The following is a 22,216-nucleotide window of genomic DNA, read 5'->3' on the forward strand; positions in this document are numbered from 1 at the left end:
AAAAACTTTAGTGCAGAATCATCATGCTCTTTATCATGACTTCTGCGCAAGGAGGACCGACATTACTCTTTGGTGTCTGTCTAATCATCGTTGCTTAAAACTTAACAATTTAGGAATTCTGATATTCACGTAATCAATCTTTGAGCACTGAGTACTACTACTCTGCTTACTATTAGCTTTGTCTTACAACACTCAAGATTATAAAGCCTCTTGGGCGTTGTATGGTTAAGCCTCTCGGGCAATTAGTACAGGTTAGCTTAACGCCTTACAACGCTTCCACATCCTGCCTATCAACGTCATCGTCTATAACAACCCTTCCGGACTTTAAAAGTCAGGGATGACTCATCTTTGGGCCGGCTTCCCGCTTAGATGCTTTCAGCGGTTATCCGTTCCGAACGTAGCTACCGGGCAATGCCATTGGCATGACAACCCGAACACCAGCGGTTCGTCCACTCCGGTCCTCTCGTACTAGGAGCAGCTCCCATCAATCATCCAACGCCCACACCAGATAGGGACCGAACTGTCTCACGACGTTCTAAACCCAGCTCGCGTACCACTTTAAATGGCGAACAGCCATACCCTTGGGACCGACTTCAGCCCCAGGATGTGATGAGCCGACATCGAGGTGCCAAACACCGCCGTCGATATGAACTCTTGGGCGGTATCAGCCTGTTATCCCCGGAGTACCTTTTATCCGTTGAGCGATGGCCCTTCCATACAGAACCACCGGATCACTATGACCTACTTTCGTACCTGCTCGACGTGTCTGTCTCGCAGTTAAGCTAGCTTATGCCATTGCACTAACCTCACGATGTCCGACCGTGATTAGCTAACCTTCGTGCTCCTCCGTTACTATTTGGGAGGAGACCGCCCCAGTCAAACTACCCACCAGACACTGTCCATAATCCCGATAAGGGACCAATGTTAGAACATCAAACATACAAGGGTGGTATTTCAAGGACGGCTCCACACAATCTAGCGACTGTGCTTCGAAGCCTCCCACCTATCCTACACATGTAGGTTCAATGTTCAGTGCCAAGCTGTAGTAAAGGTTCACGGGGTCTTTCCGTCTAGGTGCGGGTACACAGCATCTTCACTGCGATTTCAATTTCACTGAGTCTCGGGTGGAGACAGCGTGGCCATGGTTACACCATTCGTGCAGGTCGGAACTTACCCGACAAGGAATTTCGCTACCTTAGGACCGTTATAGTTACGGCCGCCGTTTACCGGGGCTTCGATCAAGAGCTTCTCCGAAGATAACCCCATCAATTAACCTTCCGGCACCGGGCAGGTGTCACACCCTATACGTCCTCTTGCGAGTTAGCAGAGTGCTGTGTTTTTAATAAACAGTCCCAGCCACCTGGTCACTGCGGCCCTCATCTGCTCAAGGAGCAAGTCCTATCACAAACAAGGGCGTACCTTCTCCCGAAGTTACGGTACAATTTTGCCGAGTTCCTTCACCCGAGTTCTCTCAAGCGCCTTAGTATTCTCTACCTGACCACCTGTGTCGGTTTGGGGTACGGTTCATATAATCATAAGTTTAGAAGCTTTTCCTGGAAGCAGGGCATCAACAACTTCACTACCGTAGTAGCTCGTCTCGCATCTCAGCTTTAAGCGTCCGGATTTACCTAAACGCTCGGCCTACTTGCTTTCACTTGGACAACCAACGCCAAGCTTGCTTAGCCTTCTCCGTCCCTCCATCACTGATTATATAAGTACGGAAATATTAATCCGTTTCCCATCGACTACGCATTTCTGCCTCGCCTTAGGGGCCGACTTACCCTGCCCTGATTAGCATGGGACAGGAAACCTTGGTCTTCCGGCGTGGGAGTTTTTCACTCCCATTATCGTTACTCATGTCAGCATTCGCACTTGTGATATGTCCAGCAAACCTCTCGATTCACCTTCATCCACTTACACAACGCTCCCCTACCATACGTGTAAACACGTATCCGCAGCTTCGGTATATTGCTTAGCCCCGTTACATCTTCCGCGCAGGCCGACTCGACTAGTGAGCTATTACGCTTTCTTTAAAGGGTGGCTGCTTCTAAGCCAACCTCCTAGCTGTCTATGCCTTCCCACATCGTTTCCCACTTAGCAATATTTTGGGACCTTAGCTGGCGGTCTGGGTTGTTTCCCTCTTCACGACGGACGTTAGCACCCGCCGTGTGTCTCCCGGATAGTTCTCATTGGTATTCGGAGTTTGCAAAGGGTTGGTAAGTCGGGATGACCCCCTAGCCTTAACAGTGCTCTACCCCCAATGGAATTCGTCCGAGGCTCTACCTAAATAGATTTCGGGGAGAACCAGCTATCTCCCGGTTTGATTGGCCTTTCACCCCCAGCCACAAGTCATCCCCTAACTTTTCAACGTTAGTGGGTTCGGTCCTCCAGTTGATGTTACTCAACCTTCAACCTGCCCATGGCTAGATCACCGGGTTTCGGGTCTATACCTAGCAACTAAACGCGCAGTTAACACTCGCTTTCGCTACGGCTCCGCTATTTGCTTAACCTTGCTACTAAATATAAGTCGCTGACCCATTATACAAAAGGTACGCAGTCACAGAACAAGTCTGCTCCCACTGCTTGTACGTATACGGTTTCAGGTTCTATTTCACTCCCCTCACAGGGGTTCTTTTCGCCTTTCCCTCACGGTACTGGTTCACTATCGGTCAGTTAGGAGTATTTAGCCTTGGAGGATGGTCCCCCCATATTCAGTCAAGATAACACGTGTCCCGACCTACTCGATTTCACAAAAACAAACACTTCGTGTACAGGGCTATCACCTTGTATCGCGCCACTTCCCAGAGGCTTCCACTACGTTCATAATTGCTTAAGGGCTAATCCCCGTTCGCTCGCCGCTACTAGGGGAATCTCGGTTGATTTCTTTTCCTAAGGGTACTTAGATGTTTCAGTTCCCCTCGTTCGCCTCGTTGTACTATATATTCATACAACGATACCTATAAATAGGTGGGTTTCCCCATTCGGACATCTGTGGCTCAAATGCATTTTGTCGGCTCACCACAGCTTTTCGCAGACTTACACGTCCTTCATCGCCTCTAACTGCCAAGGCATCCACCGTATACGCTTAGTCACTTAACCATACAACCCCAAAAGACCTTGCGGTCATACTCGCCTTTTGAATCCGAGTATGGGTAATGTTGTATGCATGACAAGCTAATCGTGAAATTGCCTTGCTATCAAATAAAGATTGATAACAAGCAATTCAAGTCAAGTAGAGTAGTAAGTACGTCTTTCGACTTCTCAATTACTCAAATTTTGATTGATTTACTAATTAAATATCAGCTTTCCAAATTGTTAAAGAACATAATGCTTTCAAAGAAAGCACTTAAGTTTGATTTTGCAATCAAATTTAAGCGCTCTAGGGCACTTCTTTAAACTATTAAACAAGACAATTTGTGTAGGCACTACACTAACAATGTCACCATCGACATTTTGGTAAGGAGGTGATCCAACCCCAGGTTCCCCTAGGGTTACCTTGTTACGACTTCACCCCAGTCATGAAACACAAAGTGGTAATCGTTCTCCCGAAGGTTAAACTAACTACTTCTTTTGCATCCCACTCCCATGGTGTGACGGGCGGTGTGTACAAGGCCCGGGAACGTATTCACCGCAGTATTCTGACCTGCGATTACTAGCGATTCCGACTTCATGGAGTCGAGTTGCAGACTCCAATCCGGACTACGACATACTTTAAGGGGTCCGCTCCACATCACTGTCTCGCATCCCTCTGTATATGCCATTGTAGCACGTGTGTAGCCCTACACGTAAGGGCCATGATGACTTGACGTCGTCCCCACCTTCCTCCGGTTTGTCACCGGCAGTCTCCTTAGAGTGCCCAACTAAATGCTGGCAACTAAGGACAAGGGTTGCGCTCGTTGCGGGACTTAACCCAACATCTCACGACACGAGCTGACGACAGCCATGCAGCACCTGTGTTTGAGTTCCCGAAGGCACGAAACTATCTCTAGTAACTTCTCAACATGTCAAGTGTAGGTAAGGTTCTTCGCGTTGCATCGAATTAAACCACATGCTCCACCGCTTGTGCGGGCCCCCGTCAATTCATTTGAGTTTTAACCTTGCGGCCGTACTCCCCAGGCGGTCTACTTATCGCGTTAGCTTCGCTACTCACGGCTTAAAGCCACAAACAGCTAGTAGACAGCGTTTACGGTGTGGACTACCAGGGTATCTAATCCTGTTCGCTACCCACACTTTCGCACATGAGCGTCAGTCTTTGGCCAGGGAGTCGCCTTCGCCACTGATGTTCCTCCAGATATCTACGCATTTCACCGCTACACCTGGAATTCCACTCCCCTCTCCAAGACTCTAGTCTGCCAGTTCTAAATGACCGTCCCAGGTTGAGCCCGGGGCTTTCACATCTAGCTTAACAAACCGCCTGCGTGCGCTTTACGCCCAGTAATTCCGATTAACGCTCGCACCCTCCGTATTACCGCGGCTGCTGGCACGGAGTTAGCCGGTGCTTCTTCTGTTGTTAACGTCACGGCTAGCAGGTATTAACTACTAACTTTTCCTCACAACTGAAAGTGCTTTACAACCCGAAGGCCTTCTTCACACACGCGGCATGGCTGCATCAGGGTTTCCCCCATTGTGCAATATTCCCCACTGCTGCCTCCCGTAGGAGTCTGGGCCGTGTCTCAGTCCCAGTGTGGCTGATCTTCCTCTCAGAACAGCTAGAGATCGTTGCCTTGGTGAGCCTTTACCTCACCAACTAGCTAATCTCACTTGGGCCTCTCTTTGCGCCGGAGCCTAAGCCCCGTTTGGTCCGAAGACATTATGCGGTATTAGCAGTCGTTTCCAACTGTTATCCCCCTCGCAAAGGCAAGTTCCCAAGCATTACTCACCCGTCCGCCACTCGACATCATCTAGCAAGCTAGACATGTTTCCGTTCGACTTGCATGTGTTAGGCCTGCCGCCAGCGTTCAATCTGAGCCATGATCAAACTCTTCAATTAAATATATCGAATATGAATCGTCGTTGTGTGACACTCTTAATGAGTGCCCACACAGATTGTCTTGTCTAAATTGTTAAAGAACATAGTGCAGAATCATGACGCTTTTTGTCGTGACTTCTGCGCAAGGAGGACGGTGGCTACATATAGTTGCTAGCGTCTTTCTTGCTTCGCTTCTCTCGAAGCGGGAGGCGTATAATACGCTTCTTGTTTTCAGTGTCAACGTTTTTCGTAAATTTCTTTTCGAACCGTTGTTAACTCCGAAGAGTCAATGAAAACTGCTTCTCGATGTTGTTGCCAACTCCTTGAAGCGAGGCGCGCATTCTACGCGAATCAGCTTTTGGATCAACACTTTTTTTAAATTAATTTTATAAAGTTTTCAAAACCAGCTATACGCCTTCTTCTACGCTGGTTTAAAGACGATTAAACTCGCTCACTTCATTATTAACTATTCGTATATCATTAGTCGCGTATTACTCACTTTTGTATGTCGGTATAAACATTCATAGCTCTTCATTAATTATATAGACTCGGCTCACCCTATGTACTGCGCTATGTATGTCATTACCCTTACAAGTAATCGCTTAGACAACCCTATTATACTTATGTGATTATGTTTAACCTCATTAGGCTTTGCTATCTTATTGGCCGCTTGTAGCTGTGTTATTGAATTGGTGCGATCTGAAAGTTAGGGCTATTAGCTAGGTGTAATTTTTCTATCATCTTACCTATAAGTTAACCTACTTTATTTACTAGCTTTGCAATATGTCGCCAGCACACTGTTAATGACGTTAACGGAGATGGTGGGTTTGATAGGTGATATAGGCTTCTGTCTCCAAGCTACACTCTCGAGCTAAACTCTTGAGATAAACTATAGTGCGTTAAGTTACTTGTTCTATATCTATCGGTATTGTCTTGAAATGGTTCCAAGGAATGACTTACTGCTATTTAATCACTGAAGGTCTACTCACTGTTGTTCGATTTACTTATGTTGTCCAATACACCTTAATACTGAATAAGCATTTCCTTTAGATATTAACATTCGTATACAGTTAGCTTATTACGCTAGGTGCGAACAAAGGGTGTTTAATTAAGATGGTATTAGTACACCAGACCCGTTACTACCTTCAACTCACACTACATTAACTCTTACTTAGAATTAACTAGCTTCTCTAATAGTGCTTCTATTCGATGAGTGCTTTGCAATAGTAAGGCGAAGTCATCACTGGTATTTGACTCGTCCTCTGCTGAAAATCTATTTCCCTCAGCGGCCTTATCTTTTTGGCTTAGAATAGTTTCTCTAAAATTAATAGCATCTTCAATTCCGATAAGTGAAACGAGTGCGCCCTGAGCTGATTGTCCCGCGGTTTCAAAAGACAATCTGTATAAATCAAATACGCGCATAAGCGGACCTTGTGTCATCGCTACATCTGTTATCTTCTCAAGCGGAATTGTTTTTTCTTCTTTATTGAAAATCCCTCTTTTTACTACAAGTTTGCGTTCAGTGATTATTGCAGACATCGCTGCAATCATTTTACTGCTGACTAAATAAAATAGAGGGATGGATATTACAAGTAATGGAATACCGATTACTATAAGGGTTGAGAATAGCAACAGGCTCACTAACCAATAGGTTTTGACTGACGGATTGAAGGTTGCTTCTAATACAATGTTCTCAGGCATATATTACTCTCTTGATATTGAAATCATTCCCCTATAGCTTCTGAGTATTACAATAACGCTATTGTTAGATTTTGTCTGTGATGAAATGAAACATAATGTTCTCGGTTTCAAGTGTAACCCTGTGGTCGCCTACCCATTCAACACGCCACGTTAGTCATTAATGCAGGTCATTAACATTCAACAAGATGTCTAACAGTCAGTACTTTAATGCTCACAACCTAATATGTGCTAAAAACGAACGAGGGACTTCAACGCCGGTAATTCAAATTCGCGCTATGTTTGTGACGCCCATATTCATTTTATAAATTAGTTTGCTACCTTTGGTGTTCGTTGCTTTTTACTGATACTGATAGATGCGCAAAGACTAGGTAAATGCTCTTCTGTCATTCCTGGCTGCATGAAAGAACTCGATGAGCTGAGTTTTGACCGCTCTACTTTATTCGCGTTCATCACCTCATCTATCCAATCTTGATGAGTGGATACTCTGGTATAGAGTTCTTTTACTCCATATTCACCCACGTCTTTAAACCATGAGTCGACACGAGAGCTAACGCCAAGTAGATAATACTCGTCATTTTTTTGAATAAAGGCAGGTCCGCCGCTATCACCATTGCCAGATACGCCCTCAAGCTCGAGTCCTTTTGTGTCTTTTTCAAAGATAAACCTTAGATCCGACGCAGTCACTGATACAACTTTGTTTTGTGCTTTTCGTAAGACACCATTATTTTCGGCATAGCCAACGATTTCGCCAGTAAGGCCTGTACCTGTCCCGCCACTGCCTATAAACCAAATCTCTTGGTGCAGTTCATCTTCCTGTCGATACAGTTTTGCTGGCTGCACGCTTGTGACTGGTGTTCTAAGTTTAATAAGTGCAATATCGTTTTGTTCACCCAACTTATAAGATGGAAAACTATATCTAGCTTCTATTTCAACTATTTCATCACCCGCTAGAATTTTCTGTCCTTTATCAAGACAAAAAACCGTATGCGCCGCAGTTAATATCCATTCAGGTTCAATCAATGTGCCATGTACACCGATGGAATAAAAGGTCGCCAGTGCAGGAAAATCAAGTTTGGATGCTAGGTACCGATCTGCCGAAATATCGTGTCGAATTACAATGGCAGAGGTGTTTTGTACTAACGCAGAGAGTAAAATCACTACAGCAGTTAACGGTTTTAACAATGGAAGTTTTGTCACGGTTTATTCTGTAGCTTATTGAGAATAAACCAGAGAATGTCAGAAAAATGCTTGTTTGTATTATATTGAATGTAAAGATGTGTTTCTGATGGTTTCCTTGATGCAATTTCTATTCGTTATTATGTGTGAAAAGCAAGTATGAAGAAATGTTGTGCAAAAGATTTCAAATAAAGCATCCATCACATTTAATTAAGGAGCACATTGCTTGAGCTGCGAAGCTTCCCCCTTAGTCGAAACTTTTACTGTGCCCTTATAGCTGTCATCCAAATTGAATTTAGTCCACATTATCAAAACTGAAAAGTAAGTTATGAACTTCTGTAGTTTATGTATTTAATAATTAGGCGCCATTATCTTGCTATGAACGATAACAACTTCAAGCGTATTTCCACCATCTTATGATTTAAGCTTTTTTTACTTTTAAGATTCCACTCGCTACGTATTTAAACAAGTTTTGATGTATCGCGGAGAGTAGCCACTGCAATAGTCTATGAGCACAGTATTATAGTGATATGAATCAGTATAGGACTGCAAATTTTTGATTTAAGAAAAAATGATTCAGGCTGGCGAGTTTTAATTGTCTTTGTTATGCGCGTCTTGTGATACCCAATGGCTTGATCAGCCGGTATTTTGTTTGCACTTGTTCCATGATTTAAGCTTAAACGTATGCCTCAGCCTCTTTCACAACGGCCTATTACGCTGTCAATTAAATGGCTTAACACGGTATCAAACTTTCTATCACGCATAAAAAAAGGGCTATCCGTTAGGATAGCCCTTCTTTCGAATGGGACCTGGCAGTGTGCTACTCTCACATGGGGAAACCCCACACTACCATCGCCGCTAATACGTTTCACTTCTGAGTTCGGAATGGGATCAGGTGGTACCGTATCGCTATGGCTGCCAGGAAAAACTTTAGTGCAGAATCATGATGCTCTTTATCATGACTTCTGCGCAAGGAGGACCAACAATACTCTTTGGAGTCTGTTTAATCATCGTTGCTTAAAACTTAACAATTTAGGAATTCTGATATTCACGTAATCAATCTTTGAGCACTGAGTACTACTACTCTGCTTACTATTAGCTTTGTCTTACAACACTCAAGATATAAAGCCTCTTGGGCGTTGTATGGTTAAGCCTCTCGGGCAATTAGTACAGGTTAGCTTAACGCCTTACAACGCTTCCACATCCTGCCTATCAACGTCATCGTCTATAACAACCCTTCCGGACTTTAAAAGTCAGGGATGACTCATCTTTGGGCCGGCTTCCCGCTTAGATGCTTTCAGCGGTTATCCGTTCCGAACGTAGCTACCGGGCAATGCCATTGGCATGACAACCCGAACACCAGCGGTTCGTCCACTCCGGTCCTCTCGTACTAGGAGCAGCTCCCATCAATCATCCAACGCCCACACCAGATAGGGACCGAACTGTCTCACGACGTTCTAAACCCAGCTCGCGTACCACTTTAAATGGCGAACAGCCATACCCTTGGGACCGACTTCAGCCCCAGGATGTGATGAGCCGACATCGAGGTGCCAAACACCGCCGTCGATATGAACTCTTGGGCGGTATCAGCCTGTTATCCCCGGAGTACCTTTTATCCGTTGAGCGATGGCCCTTCCATACAGAACCACCGGATCACTATGACCTACTTTCGTACCTGCTCGACGTGTCTGTCTCGCAGTTAAGCTAGCTTATGCCATTGCACTAACCTCACGATGTCCGACCGTGATTAGCTAACCTTCGTGCTCCTCCGTTACTATTTGGGAGGAGACCGCCCCAGTCAAACTACCCACCAGACACTGTCCATAATCCCGATAAGGGACCAATGTTAGAACATCAAACATACAAGGGTGGTATTTCAAGGACGGCTCCACACAATCTAGCGACTGTGCTTCGAAGCCTCCCACCTATCCTACACATGTAGGTTCAATGTTCAGTGCCAAGCTGTAGTAAAGGTTCACGGGGTCTTTCCGTCTAGGTGCGGGTACACAGCATCTTCACTGCGATTTCAATTTCACTGAGTCTCGGGTGGAGACAGCGTGGCCATGGTTACACCATTCGTGCAGGTCGGAACTTACCCGACAAGGAATTTCGCTACCTTAGGACCGTTATAGTTACGGCCGCCGTTTACCGGGGCTTCGATCAAGAGCTTCTCCGAAGATAACCCCATCAATTAACCTTCCGGCACCGGGCAGGTGTCACACCCTATACGTCCTCTTGCGAGTTAGCAGAGTGCTGTGTTTTTAATAAACAGTCCCAGCCACCTGGTCACTGCGGCCCTCATCTGCTCAAGGAGCAAGTCCTATCACAAACAAGGGCGTACCTTCTCCCGAAGTTACGGTACAATTTTGCCGAGTTCCTTCACCCGAGTTCTCTCAAGCGCCTTAGTATTCTCTACCTGACCACCTGTGTCGGTTTGGGGTACGGTTCATATAATCATAAGTTTAGAAGCTTTTCCTGGAAGCAGGGCATCAACAACTTCACTACCGTAGTAGCTCGTCTCGCATCTCAGCTTTAAGTGTCCGGATTTACCTAAACACTCGGCCTACTTGCTTTCACTTGGACAACCAACGCCAAGCTTGCTTAGCCTTCTCCGTCCCTCCATCACTGATTATATAAGTACGGAAATATTAATCCGTTTCCCATCGACTACGCATTTCTGCCTCGCCTTAGGGGCCGACTTACCCTGCCCTGATTAGCATGGGACAGGAAACCTTGGTCTTCCGGCGTGGGAGTTTTTCACTCCCATTATCGTTACTCATGTCAGCATTCGCACTTGTGATATGTCCAGCAAACCTCTCGATTCACCTTCATCCACTTACACAACGCTCCCCTACCATACGTGTAAACACGTATCCGCAGCTTCGGTATATTGCTTAGCCCCGTTACATCTTCCGCGCAGGCCGACTCGACTAGTGAGCTATTACGCTTTCTTTAAAGGGTGGCTGCTTCTAAGCCAACCTCCTAGCTGTCTATGCCTTCCCACATCGTTTCCCACTTAGCAATATTTTGGGACCTTAGCTGGCGGTCTGGGTTGTTTCCCTCTTCACGACGGACGTTAGCACCCGCCGTGTGTCTCCCGGATAGTTCTCATTGGTATTCGGAGTTTGCAAAGGGTTGGTAAGTCGGGATGACCCCCTAGCCTTAACAGTGCTCTACCCCCAATGGAATTCGTCCGAGGCTCTACCTAAATAGATTTCGGGGAGAACCAGCTATCTCCCGGTTTGATTGGCCTTTCACCCCCAGCCACAAGTCATCCCCTAACTTTTCAACGTTAGTGGGTTCGGTCCTCCAGTTGATGTTACTCAACCTTCAACCTGCCCATGGCTAGATCACCGGGTTTCGGGTCTATACCTAGCAACTAAACGCGCAGTTAACACTCGCTTTCGCTACGGCTCCGCTATTCGCTTAACCTTGCTACTAAATATAAGTCGCTGACCCATTATACAAAAGGTACGCAGTCACAGAACAAGTCTGCTCCCACTGCTTGTACGTATACGGTTTCAGGTTCTATTTCACTCCCCTCACAGGGGTTCTTTTCGCCTTTCCCTCACGGTACTGGTTCACTATCGGTCAGTTAGGAGTATTTAGCCTTGGAGGATGGTCCCCCCATATTCAGTCAAGATAACACGTGTCCCGACCTACTCGATTTCACAAAAACAAACACTTCGTGTACAGGGCTATCACCTTGTATCGCGCCACTTCCCAGAGGCTTCCACTACGTTCATAATTGCTTAAGGGCTAATCCCCGTTCGCTCGCCGCTACTAGGGGAATCTCGGTTGATTTCTTTTCCTAAGGGTACTTAGATGTTTCAGTTCCCCTCGTTCGCCTCGTTACACTATATATTCATGTAACGATACCTATAAATAGGTGGGTTTCCCCATTCGGACATCTGTGGCTCAAATGCATTTTGTCGGCTCACCACAGCTTTTCGCAGACTTACACGTCCTTCATCGCCTCTAACTGCCAAGGCATCCACCGTATACACTTAGTCACTTAACCATACAACCCCAAATGGCCTTCGTTAACACTTCCTATTCTTCCTAAATTTTCCTCGTTCGCTCAGTTACATACTAAAAGTATGTGCCTTCGCTTACTCGTCGATTTAGTCGACTAGAAACTGTTACCTCGCCCATTGCACTAATAACCTTATAAATAAGAATATTAAAACAATGATTGAGCGAAGAACTCTCCCGCCTTTTGAAATCAGGACTGGATGAGATCTAACTCAGTTGTATGCATGACAAGCTAATCGTGAAATTGCCTTGCTATCAAATAAAGATTGATAACAAGCAATTCAAGTCAAGTAGAGTAGTAAGTACGTCTTTCGACTTCTCAATTACTCAAATTTTGATTGATTTACTAATTAAATATCAGCTTTCCAAATTGTTAAAGAACATAATGCTTTCAAAGAAAGCACTTAAGTTTGATCTTGCAATCAAACTTAAGCGCTCTAGGGCATTTCTTTAAACTTTTAAACAAGACAATTTGTGTAGGCACTACACTAACAATGTCACCATCGACATTTTGGTAAGGAGGTGATCCAACCCCAGGTTCCCCTAGGGTTACCTTGTTACGACTTCACCCCAGTCATGAAACACAAAGTGGTAATCGTTCTCCCGAAGGTTAAACTAACTACTTCTTTTGCATCCCACTCCCATGGTGTGACGGGCGGTGTGTACAAGGCCCGGGAACGTATTCACCGCAGTATTCTGACCTGCGATTACTAGCGATTCCGACTTCATGGAGTCGAGTTGCAGACTCCAATCCGGACTACGACATACTTTAAGGGGTCCGCTCCACATCACTGTCTCGCATCCCTCTGTATATGCCATTGTAGCACGTGTGTAGCCCTACACGTAAGGGCCATGATGACTTGACGTCGTCCCCACCTTCCTCCGGTTTGTCACCGGCAGTCTCCTTAGAGTGCCCAACTGAATGCTGGCAACTAAGGACAAGGGTTGCGCTCGTTGCGGGACTTAACCCAACATCTCACGACACGAGCTGACGACAGCCATGCAGCACCTGTGTTTGAGTTCCCGAAGGCACGAAACCATCTCTGGTAACTTCTCAACATGTCAAGTGTAGGTAAGGTTCTTCGCGTTGCATCGAATTAAACCACATGCTCCACCGCTTGTGCGGGCCCCCGTCAATTCATTTGAGTTTTAACCTTGCGGCCGTACTCCCCAGGCGGTCTACTTATCGCGTTAGCTTCGCTACTCACGGCTTAAAGCCACAAACAGCTAGTAGACAGCGTTTACGGTGTGGACTACCAGGGTATCTAATCCTGTTCGCTACCCACACTTTCGCACATGAGCGTCAGTCTTTGGCCAGGGAGTCGCCTTCGCCACTGATGTTCCTCCAGATATCTACGCATTTCACCGCTACACCTGGAATTCCACTCCCCTCTCCAAGACTCTAGTCTGCCAGTTCTAAATGACCGTCCCAGGTTGAGCCCGGGGCTTTCACATCTAGCTTAACAAACCGCCTGCGTGCGCTTTACGCCCAGTAATTCCGATTAACGCTCGCACCCTCCGTATTACCGCGGCTGCTGGCACGGAGTTAGCCGGTGCTTCTTCTGTTGTTAACGTCACGGCTAGCAGGTATTAACTACTAACTTTTCCTCACAACTGAAAGTGCTTTACAACCCGAAGGCCTTCTTCACACACGCGGCATGGCTGCATCAGGGTTTCCCCCATTGTGCAATATTCCCCACTGCTGCCTCCCGTAGGAGTCTGGGCCGTGTCTCAGTCCCAGTGTGGCTGATCTTCCTCTCAGAACAGCTAGAGATCGTTGCCTTGGTGAGCCTTTACCTCACCAACTAGCTAATCTCACTTGGGCCTCTCTTTGCGCCGGAGCCTAAGCCCCGTTTGGTCCGAAGACATTATGCGGTATTAGCAGTCGTTTCCAACTGTTATCCCCCTCGCAAAGGCAAGTTCCCAAGCATTACTCACCCGTCCGCCACTCGACATCATCTAGCAAGCTAGACATGTTTCCGTTCGACTTGCATGTGTTAGGCCTGCCGCCAGCGTTCAATCTGAGCCATGATCAAACTCTTCAATTAAATATATCGAATATGAATCGTCGTTGTGTGACACTCTTAATGAGTGCCCACACAGATTGTCTTGTCTAAATTGTTAAAGAACATAGTGCAGAATCTCGACGCTTTTTGTCGTGACTTCTGCGCAAGGAGGACCAACATTACTCTCAGTTGATTCATCTTCTCTTGCTAGCGGACAACCTTGGTTGTCGCAATTCACTAGAAGCCGTTGCTTCTTCGTGACTCACTCTGCTTGAGCGAGGTGCGTATTATACGCTTGAAGTTTTCAGTGTCAACACTTTTTGAAATTTTATTTTCTGGAGCGTTTTCTTTAAAACCCCGTCACACTTGACCTTTAAGGTAAGTAGTGACTTGCTTTGTCAGTGTAAGTTATTTCACTTTCCTGTCGAAGCGGATGCGCATTCTAGAGATTTCTGAGCCTGCGTCAACCTCTGTTTTAAAAAAAGTGTCACATTTCGTTTAACTGCTTAAAATACCAACCGCACAGCCTATAAATCGCACATAATTTCGGTTTTTTACTGATAACCGCTTTCTCACCTTGCCACCTTTTACTGAAATAATGGTGGAATAAGGTTGGTTCTTTCCCCCTGTTCTCTGTTTTAATGCAATCACTATTGATGAATTTATGTATAAAGGTGCAATTTTGACAATTAGAACCTATCAATCAACGTCTCCCACACTCGGTGATCGCTGTTATATAGATGAGTCTGCCGTTATCGTTGGCGACGTTACCCTAGGCGACGATGCCAGTATCTGGCCATTAGTTGCTGCTCGTGGAGATGTTAATCATATTTCGATTGGTGCACGCAGCAATATTCAAGATGGCAGTGTGTTACATGTATCTCGTAAATCTGTGTCCAACCCAGACGGTTTTCCACTTGTTATTGGTGACGATGTTACTGTGGGCCATAAATGTATGCTTCATGGCTGTGTGCTTGGAAATCGTATTTTGGTAGGGATGGGCGCTATTGTTATGGACGGCGTTATTGTTGAGGACGATGTCTTTATTGGAGCCGGTGCATTAATACCACCGAATAAGCGACTTGAAAGTGGTTACTTATATGTAGGGAACCCTGCCGTTAAGAAACGCCCATTAAAAGAAAGCGAGACAGCCTTTCTTAAACAATCAGCATTGAACTACGTAAAACTAAAAGATGAATATAGAGAAGAGCAGGCTTAACAGCCTGCTTATTTATATGAGTCTCGATTACTTTGCCTTTAACTGACTACGTAATACATCAATTACCGCACTGGTCTGTGGTTTGTAACCTGTCCATATCGTAAATGATGCAGCAGCCTGTTCCACCAGCATACCCAAACCATCAAGTACCCGTGAAGCACCTAATGATAATGCTTGCTGCATAAAGTAAGTAGGCTCTGCACGATAAACCATGTCATACGCTGTTTCACATTCTGCAAATAGCGTAGCGTTCATATCAAAAGGCAGTGTTTCACTTAAACTCGCTGCGGTTGAATTGATAATAATATGTGGGGCTACTGTATCGCAGTCTTCTATACCAACAACCTTAACCTTTCCTCCGCCCGTTTCACTTGCCACTATTTCTGCTTTAGCCTTTGTCCTGTTAGTAAGATGTAACGACGCTATGCCTGAAGCAATAAGTGGCGCTATCACGCCTCTTGCTGCTCCACCGGCACCTATTAATAGCACACGTTTATTTTTTAGCTGTACGCCGTGGTTAAGTAAATCATTCACCAGCCCCACCCCGTCGGTATTAAAACCTGCAACAGTGCCATCGCTGCGCTTCATTAAGGTGTTAACTGCTTTTGCGTCTAACGCAGCCTGGTCGTCTACGTTGGCAAGGGCAAAGGCATCTTGTTTAAACGGCATAGTAACGTTACAACCTATAGCGTCTGGTTGCGCTAGGAATGCCTTCGCTTCAGGCGTAAAACCATCTTCTGGCGCAAGGATTTTTTCGTAACTAATTTGCTCGCCACATTGCTTAGCGAACATTTCATGAATAGTTGGTGATAGACTCTGAACTATAGGGTTACCGAAAACGGCAAACTTTTTCATTGGATTATTAATAAGGCTGTCTGTCATGGGAATGTCTAACTTCTTTAAATCGATACGAAAGGAAAAACCTGCTGTGTCAGAGACTACACCATATTACCGTATAGGTGGAGAAGATCAGGTACGCCTTTTGGCAAACCGCTTTTATGACAATATGCGTGATGATCCTATTGCGAAGGAGCTTTACGCCATTCATCCTCAGCCAACAGATAGAATTAGAGAAGTGTTTTTTCTTTATTTAAGTTTGTGGTTAGGCGGACCTGACACCTATCAGCAACAATATGGCCACCCACGATTACGCTCACGGCATCTTTCTTTTAGTGTTACACCAGAATTAAAAGACCAGTGGATGTATTGTATGCGCAAAGCCATGCACGAGACTGTTGATGACCTCCCCCTCGCACAGCAACTTCTTAATGCACTCGATCAACTTGCCGAACATATGATTAATAGTAAATAAAAAAGCGCTCCGTTAAATTACGGAACGCTTCAGATTACGATATAAGGTTTTACGCCTTGCTAAGCTGCTTGTTTAAGGCAACTTACCTTATTAAACGAACCTTAGAATGTGTAACCTACTGACAAGGTATAAACCCAAGGGTCGATATCAATATCGTTTACGCTACCTTCTGCACCAACTACGGTAAATGACGCCTCGGTATTAATATCGATGTAACGTACTGACGCATTTACATGCCACTCTTTATCTATTTGATAGTCCATCCCTACTTGTGCAGAAATGCCTACAGAGTTATCTAAAGATAAATCATCAAGCCCCGCTTCCTTATTTGCAGCAGTAAATGATTCATCAAAGATAAAGGTATAGTTTAAACCCGCCCCAACATATGGCTGAAACGCTGAGTTTGCGTCGTTGAAGTAGTAGTTAACGGTAATAGTAGGGGGTAAGTGCGTGACCTCTCCCAATGTGTTACCTGTACCTAGTGGATCGCTTACCGAAAAATTCACGTCGTGAGTAAACGGTGTTGCGGCCAATAATTCAACATTGATATTGTCGGTAATGAAATAGGCAACGTTTAATCCCAACTGGGTATCATTATCGATAGTCAGTGCTACACCTAAATCGCTACCACCTGCAATGATGTTTGAGGTTGACTCGTCGGGCGCTACTGTTGTTAATCCGCCACGAACTAACCAGTCACCCTTTTCATGAGCTGAAGCAAAAGGGGCGGCAAGCGCTAAAGAAATACATATGGCTGAAAGTGTGTGTGTACGCATTGTGTGTCTCTCATGTGTTTAATGATAATGACGACACTGTAAACGTTTAAAAAGAAAATCCTTTGATCCAGCGCAAGGTGGAATCTAGCTATATACCTTGGCAATGAGGGAATTTGATGTGGATCAAGAGATTGGCACCACAGGGAGAAACCATGGTGCAAGATATTACCAGTTTGTAGGCTGAAGCCAGTCGGTTAGTTTTGCTTCCGCACTACCCGGCGCTGGCGTATAGCAATACTCCCATCGGGCAAGTGGTGGCATAGACATCAAGATTGATTCGGTTCTGCCTCCCGTTTGAAGTCCAAACAAGGTGCCTCTATCGAATACCAAGTTAAATTCTACGTAGCGACCGCGGCGATATAGCTGAAAGTCACGCTCTCTTTCGCCGTACGACGTACTCTTGCGCTTTTCTACAATAGGAACATAAGCATCAACGAAACCATTTCCTACCGCTTGCATAAAGTCGAATGACGTTTCAAAACCCCAATCGTTTAAATCGTCAAAGAACAAACCACCTACACCGCGGGTTTCATTTCGATGCTTTAAGAAGAAATAGTCATCGCACCATTTCTTATATTTCCCATACACGTCTTCACCAAAGGGAGCGCATAACTTCTTAGCGGTATTGTGCCAATGCACTACGTCGTCTTTAAAGGGGTAAAACGGGGTTAAATCGAACCCACCACCAAACCACCAAATAGGTGCTTCACCATCTTTTTCGGCGATAAAAAAGCGCACGTTCGCATGAGATGTTGGAATATAAGGGTTATGTGGGTGAATAACCAACGAGACACCCATGGCTTGAAAGTTTCTACCGGCCAGTTCAGGGCGGTTAGCCGTGGCTGACGCAGGCATCTGGCTACCAAACACGTGAGAAAAGTTCACTCCACCCTGCTCTATCACAGCACCGTTTTTGATAACACGAGAACGACCACCACCGCCTTCTTCGCGAACCCACGAATCTTCTTTGAACAGCCCTTTACCATCGGCGAGCTCAAGGGTTTGGCAAATGTTATCCTGTAATGACAGTAAATACGCTTTAACTTGTTCTATCACTTCAGCGGCGTCTTTACCGTCTAACTGTTGATTTATGTGTTGGGGGTCAATCATGATCTTATTATCTCTCCGGTATCGCCGTCACGGATGGTACTGGGTTTAGCGTGGCCACCTACTTCCCCATCAATATAGAAAACACTATCACCAAATATACCGGTTGCTTCTTGCTGGGTAATTGCGGGTTGTTGGCCAGTTAGGTTGGCACTCGTAGATACCAGCGGCTTTCCTAGCTTTTCACATAATGCTCTAACCACTGGGTGGTTACTTACTCGAACCGCTATTTTCTCATGCTTGCCGGTTAACCATAGTGGTGCCGACGCAGACTTAGGTAGCAGCCAAGTATTTGGCCCAGGCCAACTGGACACAATTTCAGTACGTTTGTGCTGAAGTATGGCTTCATCATTGATATAGGGTAATAGCTGAGAATAGTTAGCAGCTATTAAGATTACCCCTTTTTCTATAGGGCGCTGCTTCAACGCTAAAAGGGACATTACAGCCGCTTCATTATCTGGGTCGCACCCTATGCCCATAACCGCTTCGGTAGGGTAAACCAATAAGTCACCATTTTTAAACGCGGTAACAATTGGATCGTTAGTGTCTATTTGCCCCTTGGTCGGGATACTCATTAATGCTTTTCTCTGTAGGTGTTATTTATCGTCTTTTTTGAAGCCACACCCTGGCTGAGGGCAACAAATTTGGCCTTTCTTTTTTATCAGAACGGCCCAGTCACAATCGGGGCATGCTTCATTTACTGGCGTGAAATTTAGCACATAACGACAATGGGGATAATGATCACATGCAAAAAACTGCTTACCGTATTTATTAGTACGTGATGTAAGTTGCCCTTTTTTACACTTAGGGCAAGTAACGTGGGTGTCTTCTTGCTGTTTAATTGGTGAGATATAGTGGCATTCAGGAAAATTGGTACAGCCTATAAACATACCAAAGCGGCCTTTTTTGATAGCCAATGTAGAATCACATTCTGGACAGCTAACGCCATCAAGTACTTTTAATAAGGTGGTTTGTTTATCGTGTAATGGCTTGCTGAAATGACAGTCTGGGTAACCTGTGCAGCCAATAAAAGGGCCTGATTTGCTGTTTTTTATATGCAGTAGTTTACCGCAATCGGGGCAATCACCGAAAGCGTCTTCTAAGGCATGTTCGTGCGCAGAGAAAAGTGAATGATCAATTTTTGACATAAACTAGCACGACATGATGCACATTAGTGCAACACGCCGTCAGGTTCATCAAATAATAAATCTTCCATTTGTGCATAGGCTTTTTCTTTACCTGGTACATTAAACAGTACCATGAGCACTACCCACTTTAGGTCTTCTAAACAAAATTCAGAAGAGTCTATTTCCATTACTCTGTCTATTACCATTTCTCGCGTTGACGCATCTACCACGCCCACCTGCTCTAAAAATAGCAAGAAGCCACGGCACTCTACGTCTAATCGCATTTGCTCTTCATGAGTATAAATGCGACTGAGGCTGGTACTAATCCCTTTACAAAAATAAGGCTTAATATCTGTTTCTTGCAAAGCCGCTAGCTTTTCAAGCCACGCTAATGCTTTGTAGATTTCATCATGATGGAAACCCGCGCGTACCAACTCCTCGGTAAGCTCGTCTTGATCGACTCGAATTTCAGTTTCACTGTGAATGAAGTTTTCAAACAGGTACATGAGGATATCGAACATATTATTTTCCCCTCAATTTAATGTAGCCACCAGGGACAGCGGCTACTAAACCACGCAACTCATATTCTAATAATGATGCCATAACCTCATTAACAGGAGAGGTACAGCGCTGCGCTATAACATCAATAGCGGTGATGTCGTAATCCACACTATCTAATAATTTATCGGTTGCCAAGTTATTCACTTCACTTTTTTTACTTAACGCTTCGCTCTGGCATTCTCTCTCACCAGCAGACACTACAATTTCATCGAAAATGTCATCAACACAGGTAACCAACTTAGCGCCTTGCTGAATTAACCAATGACAACCTTCGGAGTAAGCATGGAAGATACTTCCTGGAACTGCAAATACTTCACGCCCCATATCTGCGGCCAAATTCGCAGTTATCAAGGTGCCACTCTTTATTTTTGCCTCTATTACTAAGGTTCCAAGTGACATAGCCGCAATTATTCGGTTTCTTCTGGGAAAATGCCAAGGCTTGGCAGATATCCCAGGAAAGAACTCGGTAATACAGGCGCCACCAGCGTTTACTATGTCGCGGTGTAGCGATACGTTTTTAGGTGGATAGACTATATCAGGCCCCGTACCCATTACCGCTATAGTGCCACCCTCGCACGCCAACCCACCTGTATGGGCAGCTGAATCTATTCCTGCAGCCAGCCCACTGGTTACGGCTACCCCATTAGTTGCTAGTGCTTCAGCAAATTCAGTAGCAATTTGCTTACCTTGATGGCTAGCTCGCCTACTCCCTACTATCGCTATTTGGGGCATTACCAAGGTATCAATATTACCTATAACGAATAGCACCAGTGGTGGGTTTGGCAGGGTTTTTAATAGTTCAGGGTAATGAGCACACCCTAGGGTAACGATATGATGTTTTGCATGTGAAGCGTGCCAGTGTTTCGCTTTTTCAAGTAAGTTGAGAGATATTGATTGTGTAAGGGTATGAAGAACACCCGAGGTTAAAACAGTTTTGTGAAAAGCATCTAGCAATGCTACTTCGCTAAGAGAGTGTGCTTCCAGCGCCTTGAGCCACTTCCCTGCTGCGATATTTATTGCTGACGCCATTGTCAGCCACGCCATCTGTTCTTTGCTTAAGGTTTTATCCAATACTTGAACAGCATCACTACTTGCTTCATGTGGTTGGGAAGTTGTCATTGCCGCTCCTAAATAATAAGCGGCAATAACGTATTAGGGTTTTGCCACAATGAAGCCGCGTCTTACGCCTTCTTTTGCTCGAGTTATAATGCCGTAGCTCGCTGAATCAAAAGTTTTGAACACAATGACTTCACCAATTTTAAGTGCAGGTTGCTGTACTTTATCGGTAAAAAGCCCGTTTCCTTTTATGACATCACGGTTGCTTGCGTATTGAGGTTCTTCGCCATCTATGATGTCAGGCCCACCAGCGTAGATGCCCATTACGGTACCCGCTGTCAGCTCACGCGCGCCTAAATCTAATACCACAACATCGTAACGGCCGAGTAAGTCGTGATCGTGTAAATCGCCAATTACAAACCCTCGTTGTGATGTTGCTTCTTGCAGAACTAAATCATCGTCTAACGTAAAGTTACCCGTAAGTAACTTATCTCCACGTTTTGCTTCCTGATTTGAATCTGAAAGCTTCACCATTCTAGCGTTTGGCAATGACACGTCATTCTCTAAGCTAGCTTTCGCTACATGGGTAAGTTGCACACCAAGCACCTTACCCTGCATATTGCGTATAATAGATTGCTTTCTTACCACCTGATACTGATCCTCAGTGCGGTTTTCTTTTTGGCTTACCACTAGGTCGTTAGACACAAAACTCACATTACCATCGTGATTCCCTAATAAATGAGGGAGTAATTCATACTCTTCCTCAGAAACCAGCGTGTGTTGTTTTATATAAGGGGCTAATACCGACCATGATAGGGTTTCTATAGGTGCACTCTTAACTCTTCGGGTAGAACCAGGCGAAAGCACTAAGGTTGGCTTATCTCGATTTATCGAAAATACGGGTTCACCATTGATATAAGACACCGAGATAACATCACCGGGGTAAATTAAATGCGGGTTATCTATTTGGGTGTTGTGACGCCAGAGTTCAGGCCACAGCCATGGCTGATTTAAAAAAAGATTAGCGATGCCCCATAAGGTATCACCTTGTTGAACTGTGTAAGTATCGGGTGCAGATTCTTTAAGCGTTTTGGCCATTGCTGAAAATGCGGCAAAACACGCCACTACTATTACCATTGCACGTGTTACATTCTTCAATCGATTTTTCAAA

General features: G+C 45.1%; 12 protein-coding genes and 5 rRNA genes. 2 read left to right on the forward strand and 15 right to left on the reverse strand.

From position 1 onward, the window contains the following. Window positions 1-221: 221 nt before the first annotated feature. From R1T43_RS00400 to R1T43_RS00430, 7 genes are all read right to left on the reverse strand, one after another. Window positions 222-3,099, reverse strand: a 23S ribosomal RNA gene (locus R1T43_RS00400). A 358-nt stretch (window positions 3,100-3,457) separates the two neighbouring features. Next, window positions 3,458-4,990: ribosomal RNA gene (locus R1T43_RS00405) — 16S ribosomal RNA — on the reverse strand. Together the 16S and 23S rRNA genes form the textbook arrangement of a ribosomal RNA operon. 1,146 nt (window positions 4,991-6,136) lie before the next feature. Next, window positions 6,137-6,670, reverse strand: coding sequence for a PH domain-containing protein (locus R1T43_RS00410; protein ID WP_317351631.1), 534 nt, complete (start codon window positions 6,668-6,670; stop codon window positions 6,137-6,139). A 306-nt stretch (window positions 6,671-6,976) separates the two neighbouring features. Continuing rightward, window positions 6,977-7,867 (reverse strand): S1 family peptidase, encoded by an 891-nt coding sequence (locus R1T43_RS00415; RefSeq protein ID WP_317351634.1) that lies wholly within the window; start codon window positions 7,865-7,867, stop codon window positions 6,977-6,979. 786 nt (window positions 7,868-8,653) lie between these two features. Next, window positions 8,654-8,769 (reverse strand): 5S ribosomal RNA (gene rrf, locus R1T43_RS00420). Between the two features lie 220 nt (window positions 8,770-8,989). Beyond that, window positions 8,990-11,867: ribosomal RNA gene (locus tag R1T43_RS00425) — 23S ribosomal RNA — on the reverse strand. Window positions 11,868-12,396: 529 nt separating this feature from the next. Continuing rightward, window positions 12,397-13,929: ribosomal RNA gene (locus R1T43_RS00430) — 16S ribosomal RNA — on the reverse strand. Between the two features lie 640 nt (window positions 13,930-14,569). On the opposite strand from R1T43_RS00430, the gene R1T43_RS00435 reads away from it, so the two are divergent. After that, a complete protein-coding gene (locus tag R1T43_RS00435) occupies window positions 14,570-15,106 on the forward strand; it encodes a gamma carbonic anhydrase family protein (protein ID WP_410548987.1) in 537 nt (178 codons plus the stop codon). Window positions 15,107-15,133: 27 nt separating this feature from the next. Here the strand turns inward: R1T43_RS00435 and aroE are convergent, their stop codons facing one another. Beyond that, window positions 15,134-15,961, reverse strand: coding sequence for a shikimate dehydrogenase (gene aroE / locus R1T43_RS00440; protein WP_317355601.1), 828 nt, complete (start codon window positions 15,959-15,961; stop codon window positions 15,134-15,136). A 25-nt stretch (window positions 15,962-15,986) separates the two neighbouring features. Between aroE and R1T43_RS00445 the strand changes: the two genes are divergently transcribed. Continuing rightward, window positions 15,987-16,418 carry a group II truncated hemoglobin gene (locus tag R1T43_RS00445; protein ID WP_317351637.1) on the forward strand — a complete coding sequence of 144 codons (432 nt, stop codon included), beginning with the start codon at window positions 15,987-15,989 and terminating at the stop codon, window positions 16,416-16,418. 101 nt (window positions 16,419-16,519) lie between these two features. Here the strand turns inward: R1T43_RS00445 and R1T43_RS00450 are convergent, their stop codons facing one another. The 7 genes from R1T43_RS00450 to R1T43_RS00480 all read right to left on the reverse strand — a co-directional run bounded on the left by R1T43_RS00450 (window position 16,520) and on the right by R1T43_RS00480 (window position 22,215). Then, window positions 16,520-17,194 (reverse strand): OmpW/AlkL family protein, encoded by a 675-nt coding sequence (locus tag R1T43_RS00450; protein ID WP_317351640.1) that lies wholly within the window; start codon window positions 17,192-17,194, stop codon window positions 16,520-16,522. A 165-nt stretch (window positions 17,195-17,359) separates the two neighbouring features. Further along, window positions 17,360-18,304 (reverse strand): oxygen-dependent coproporphyrinogen oxidase, encoded by a 945-nt coding sequence (gene hemF, locus R1T43_RS00455; RefSeq protein ID WP_317351642.1) that lies wholly within the window; start codon window positions 18,302-18,304, stop codon window positions 17,360-17,362. Next, entirely contained in the window at window positions 18,301-18,876 is a 576-nt protein-coding gene (locus R1T43_RS00460; RefSeq protein WP_317351645.1) for a Sua5/YciO/YrdC/YwlC family protein, read from the reverse strand. Before R1T43_RS00460 ends, hemF begins: the two co-directional genes overlap by 4 nt. 21 nt (window positions 18,877-18,897) lie before the next feature. Then, complete coding sequence (locus R1T43_RS00465) at window positions 18,898-19,449, reverse strand: type I DNA topoisomerase (protein WP_317351648.1); 552 nt, start codon at window positions 19,447-19,449, stop codon at window positions 18,898-18,900. A 23-nt stretch (window positions 19,450-19,472) separates the two neighbouring features. Beyond that, window positions 19,473-19,949: a DUF494 family protein gene (locus tag R1T43_RS00470; protein WP_013782529.1), complete on the reverse strand. Its 477-nt coding sequence runs from the start codon at window positions 19,947-19,949 to the stop codon at window positions 19,473-19,475. Window position 19,950: 1 nt separating this feature from the next. Beyond that, the gene (dprA, locus tag R1T43_RS00475; protein WP_317351654.1) at window positions 19,951-21,108 is read right to left on the reverse strand and encodes a DNA-processing protein DprA; all 1,158 of its coding nucleotides are present in this window, start codon (window positions 21,106-21,108) and stop codon (window positions 19,951-19,953) included. 33 nt (window positions 21,109-21,141) lie between these two features. Further along, a complete protein-coding gene (locus tag R1T43_RS00480; RefSeq protein WP_317351658.1) occupies window positions 21,142-22,215 on the reverse strand; it encodes a LysM domain-containing protein in 1,074 nt (357 codons plus the stop codon). Window position 22,216 lies beyond the last annotated feature (1 nt).

This window comes from Alteromonas sp. CI.11.F.A3 (genome assembly GCF_032925565.1).
Lineage (GTDB): Bacteria > Pseudomonadota > Gammaproteobacteria > Enterobacterales > Alteromonadaceae > Alteromonas.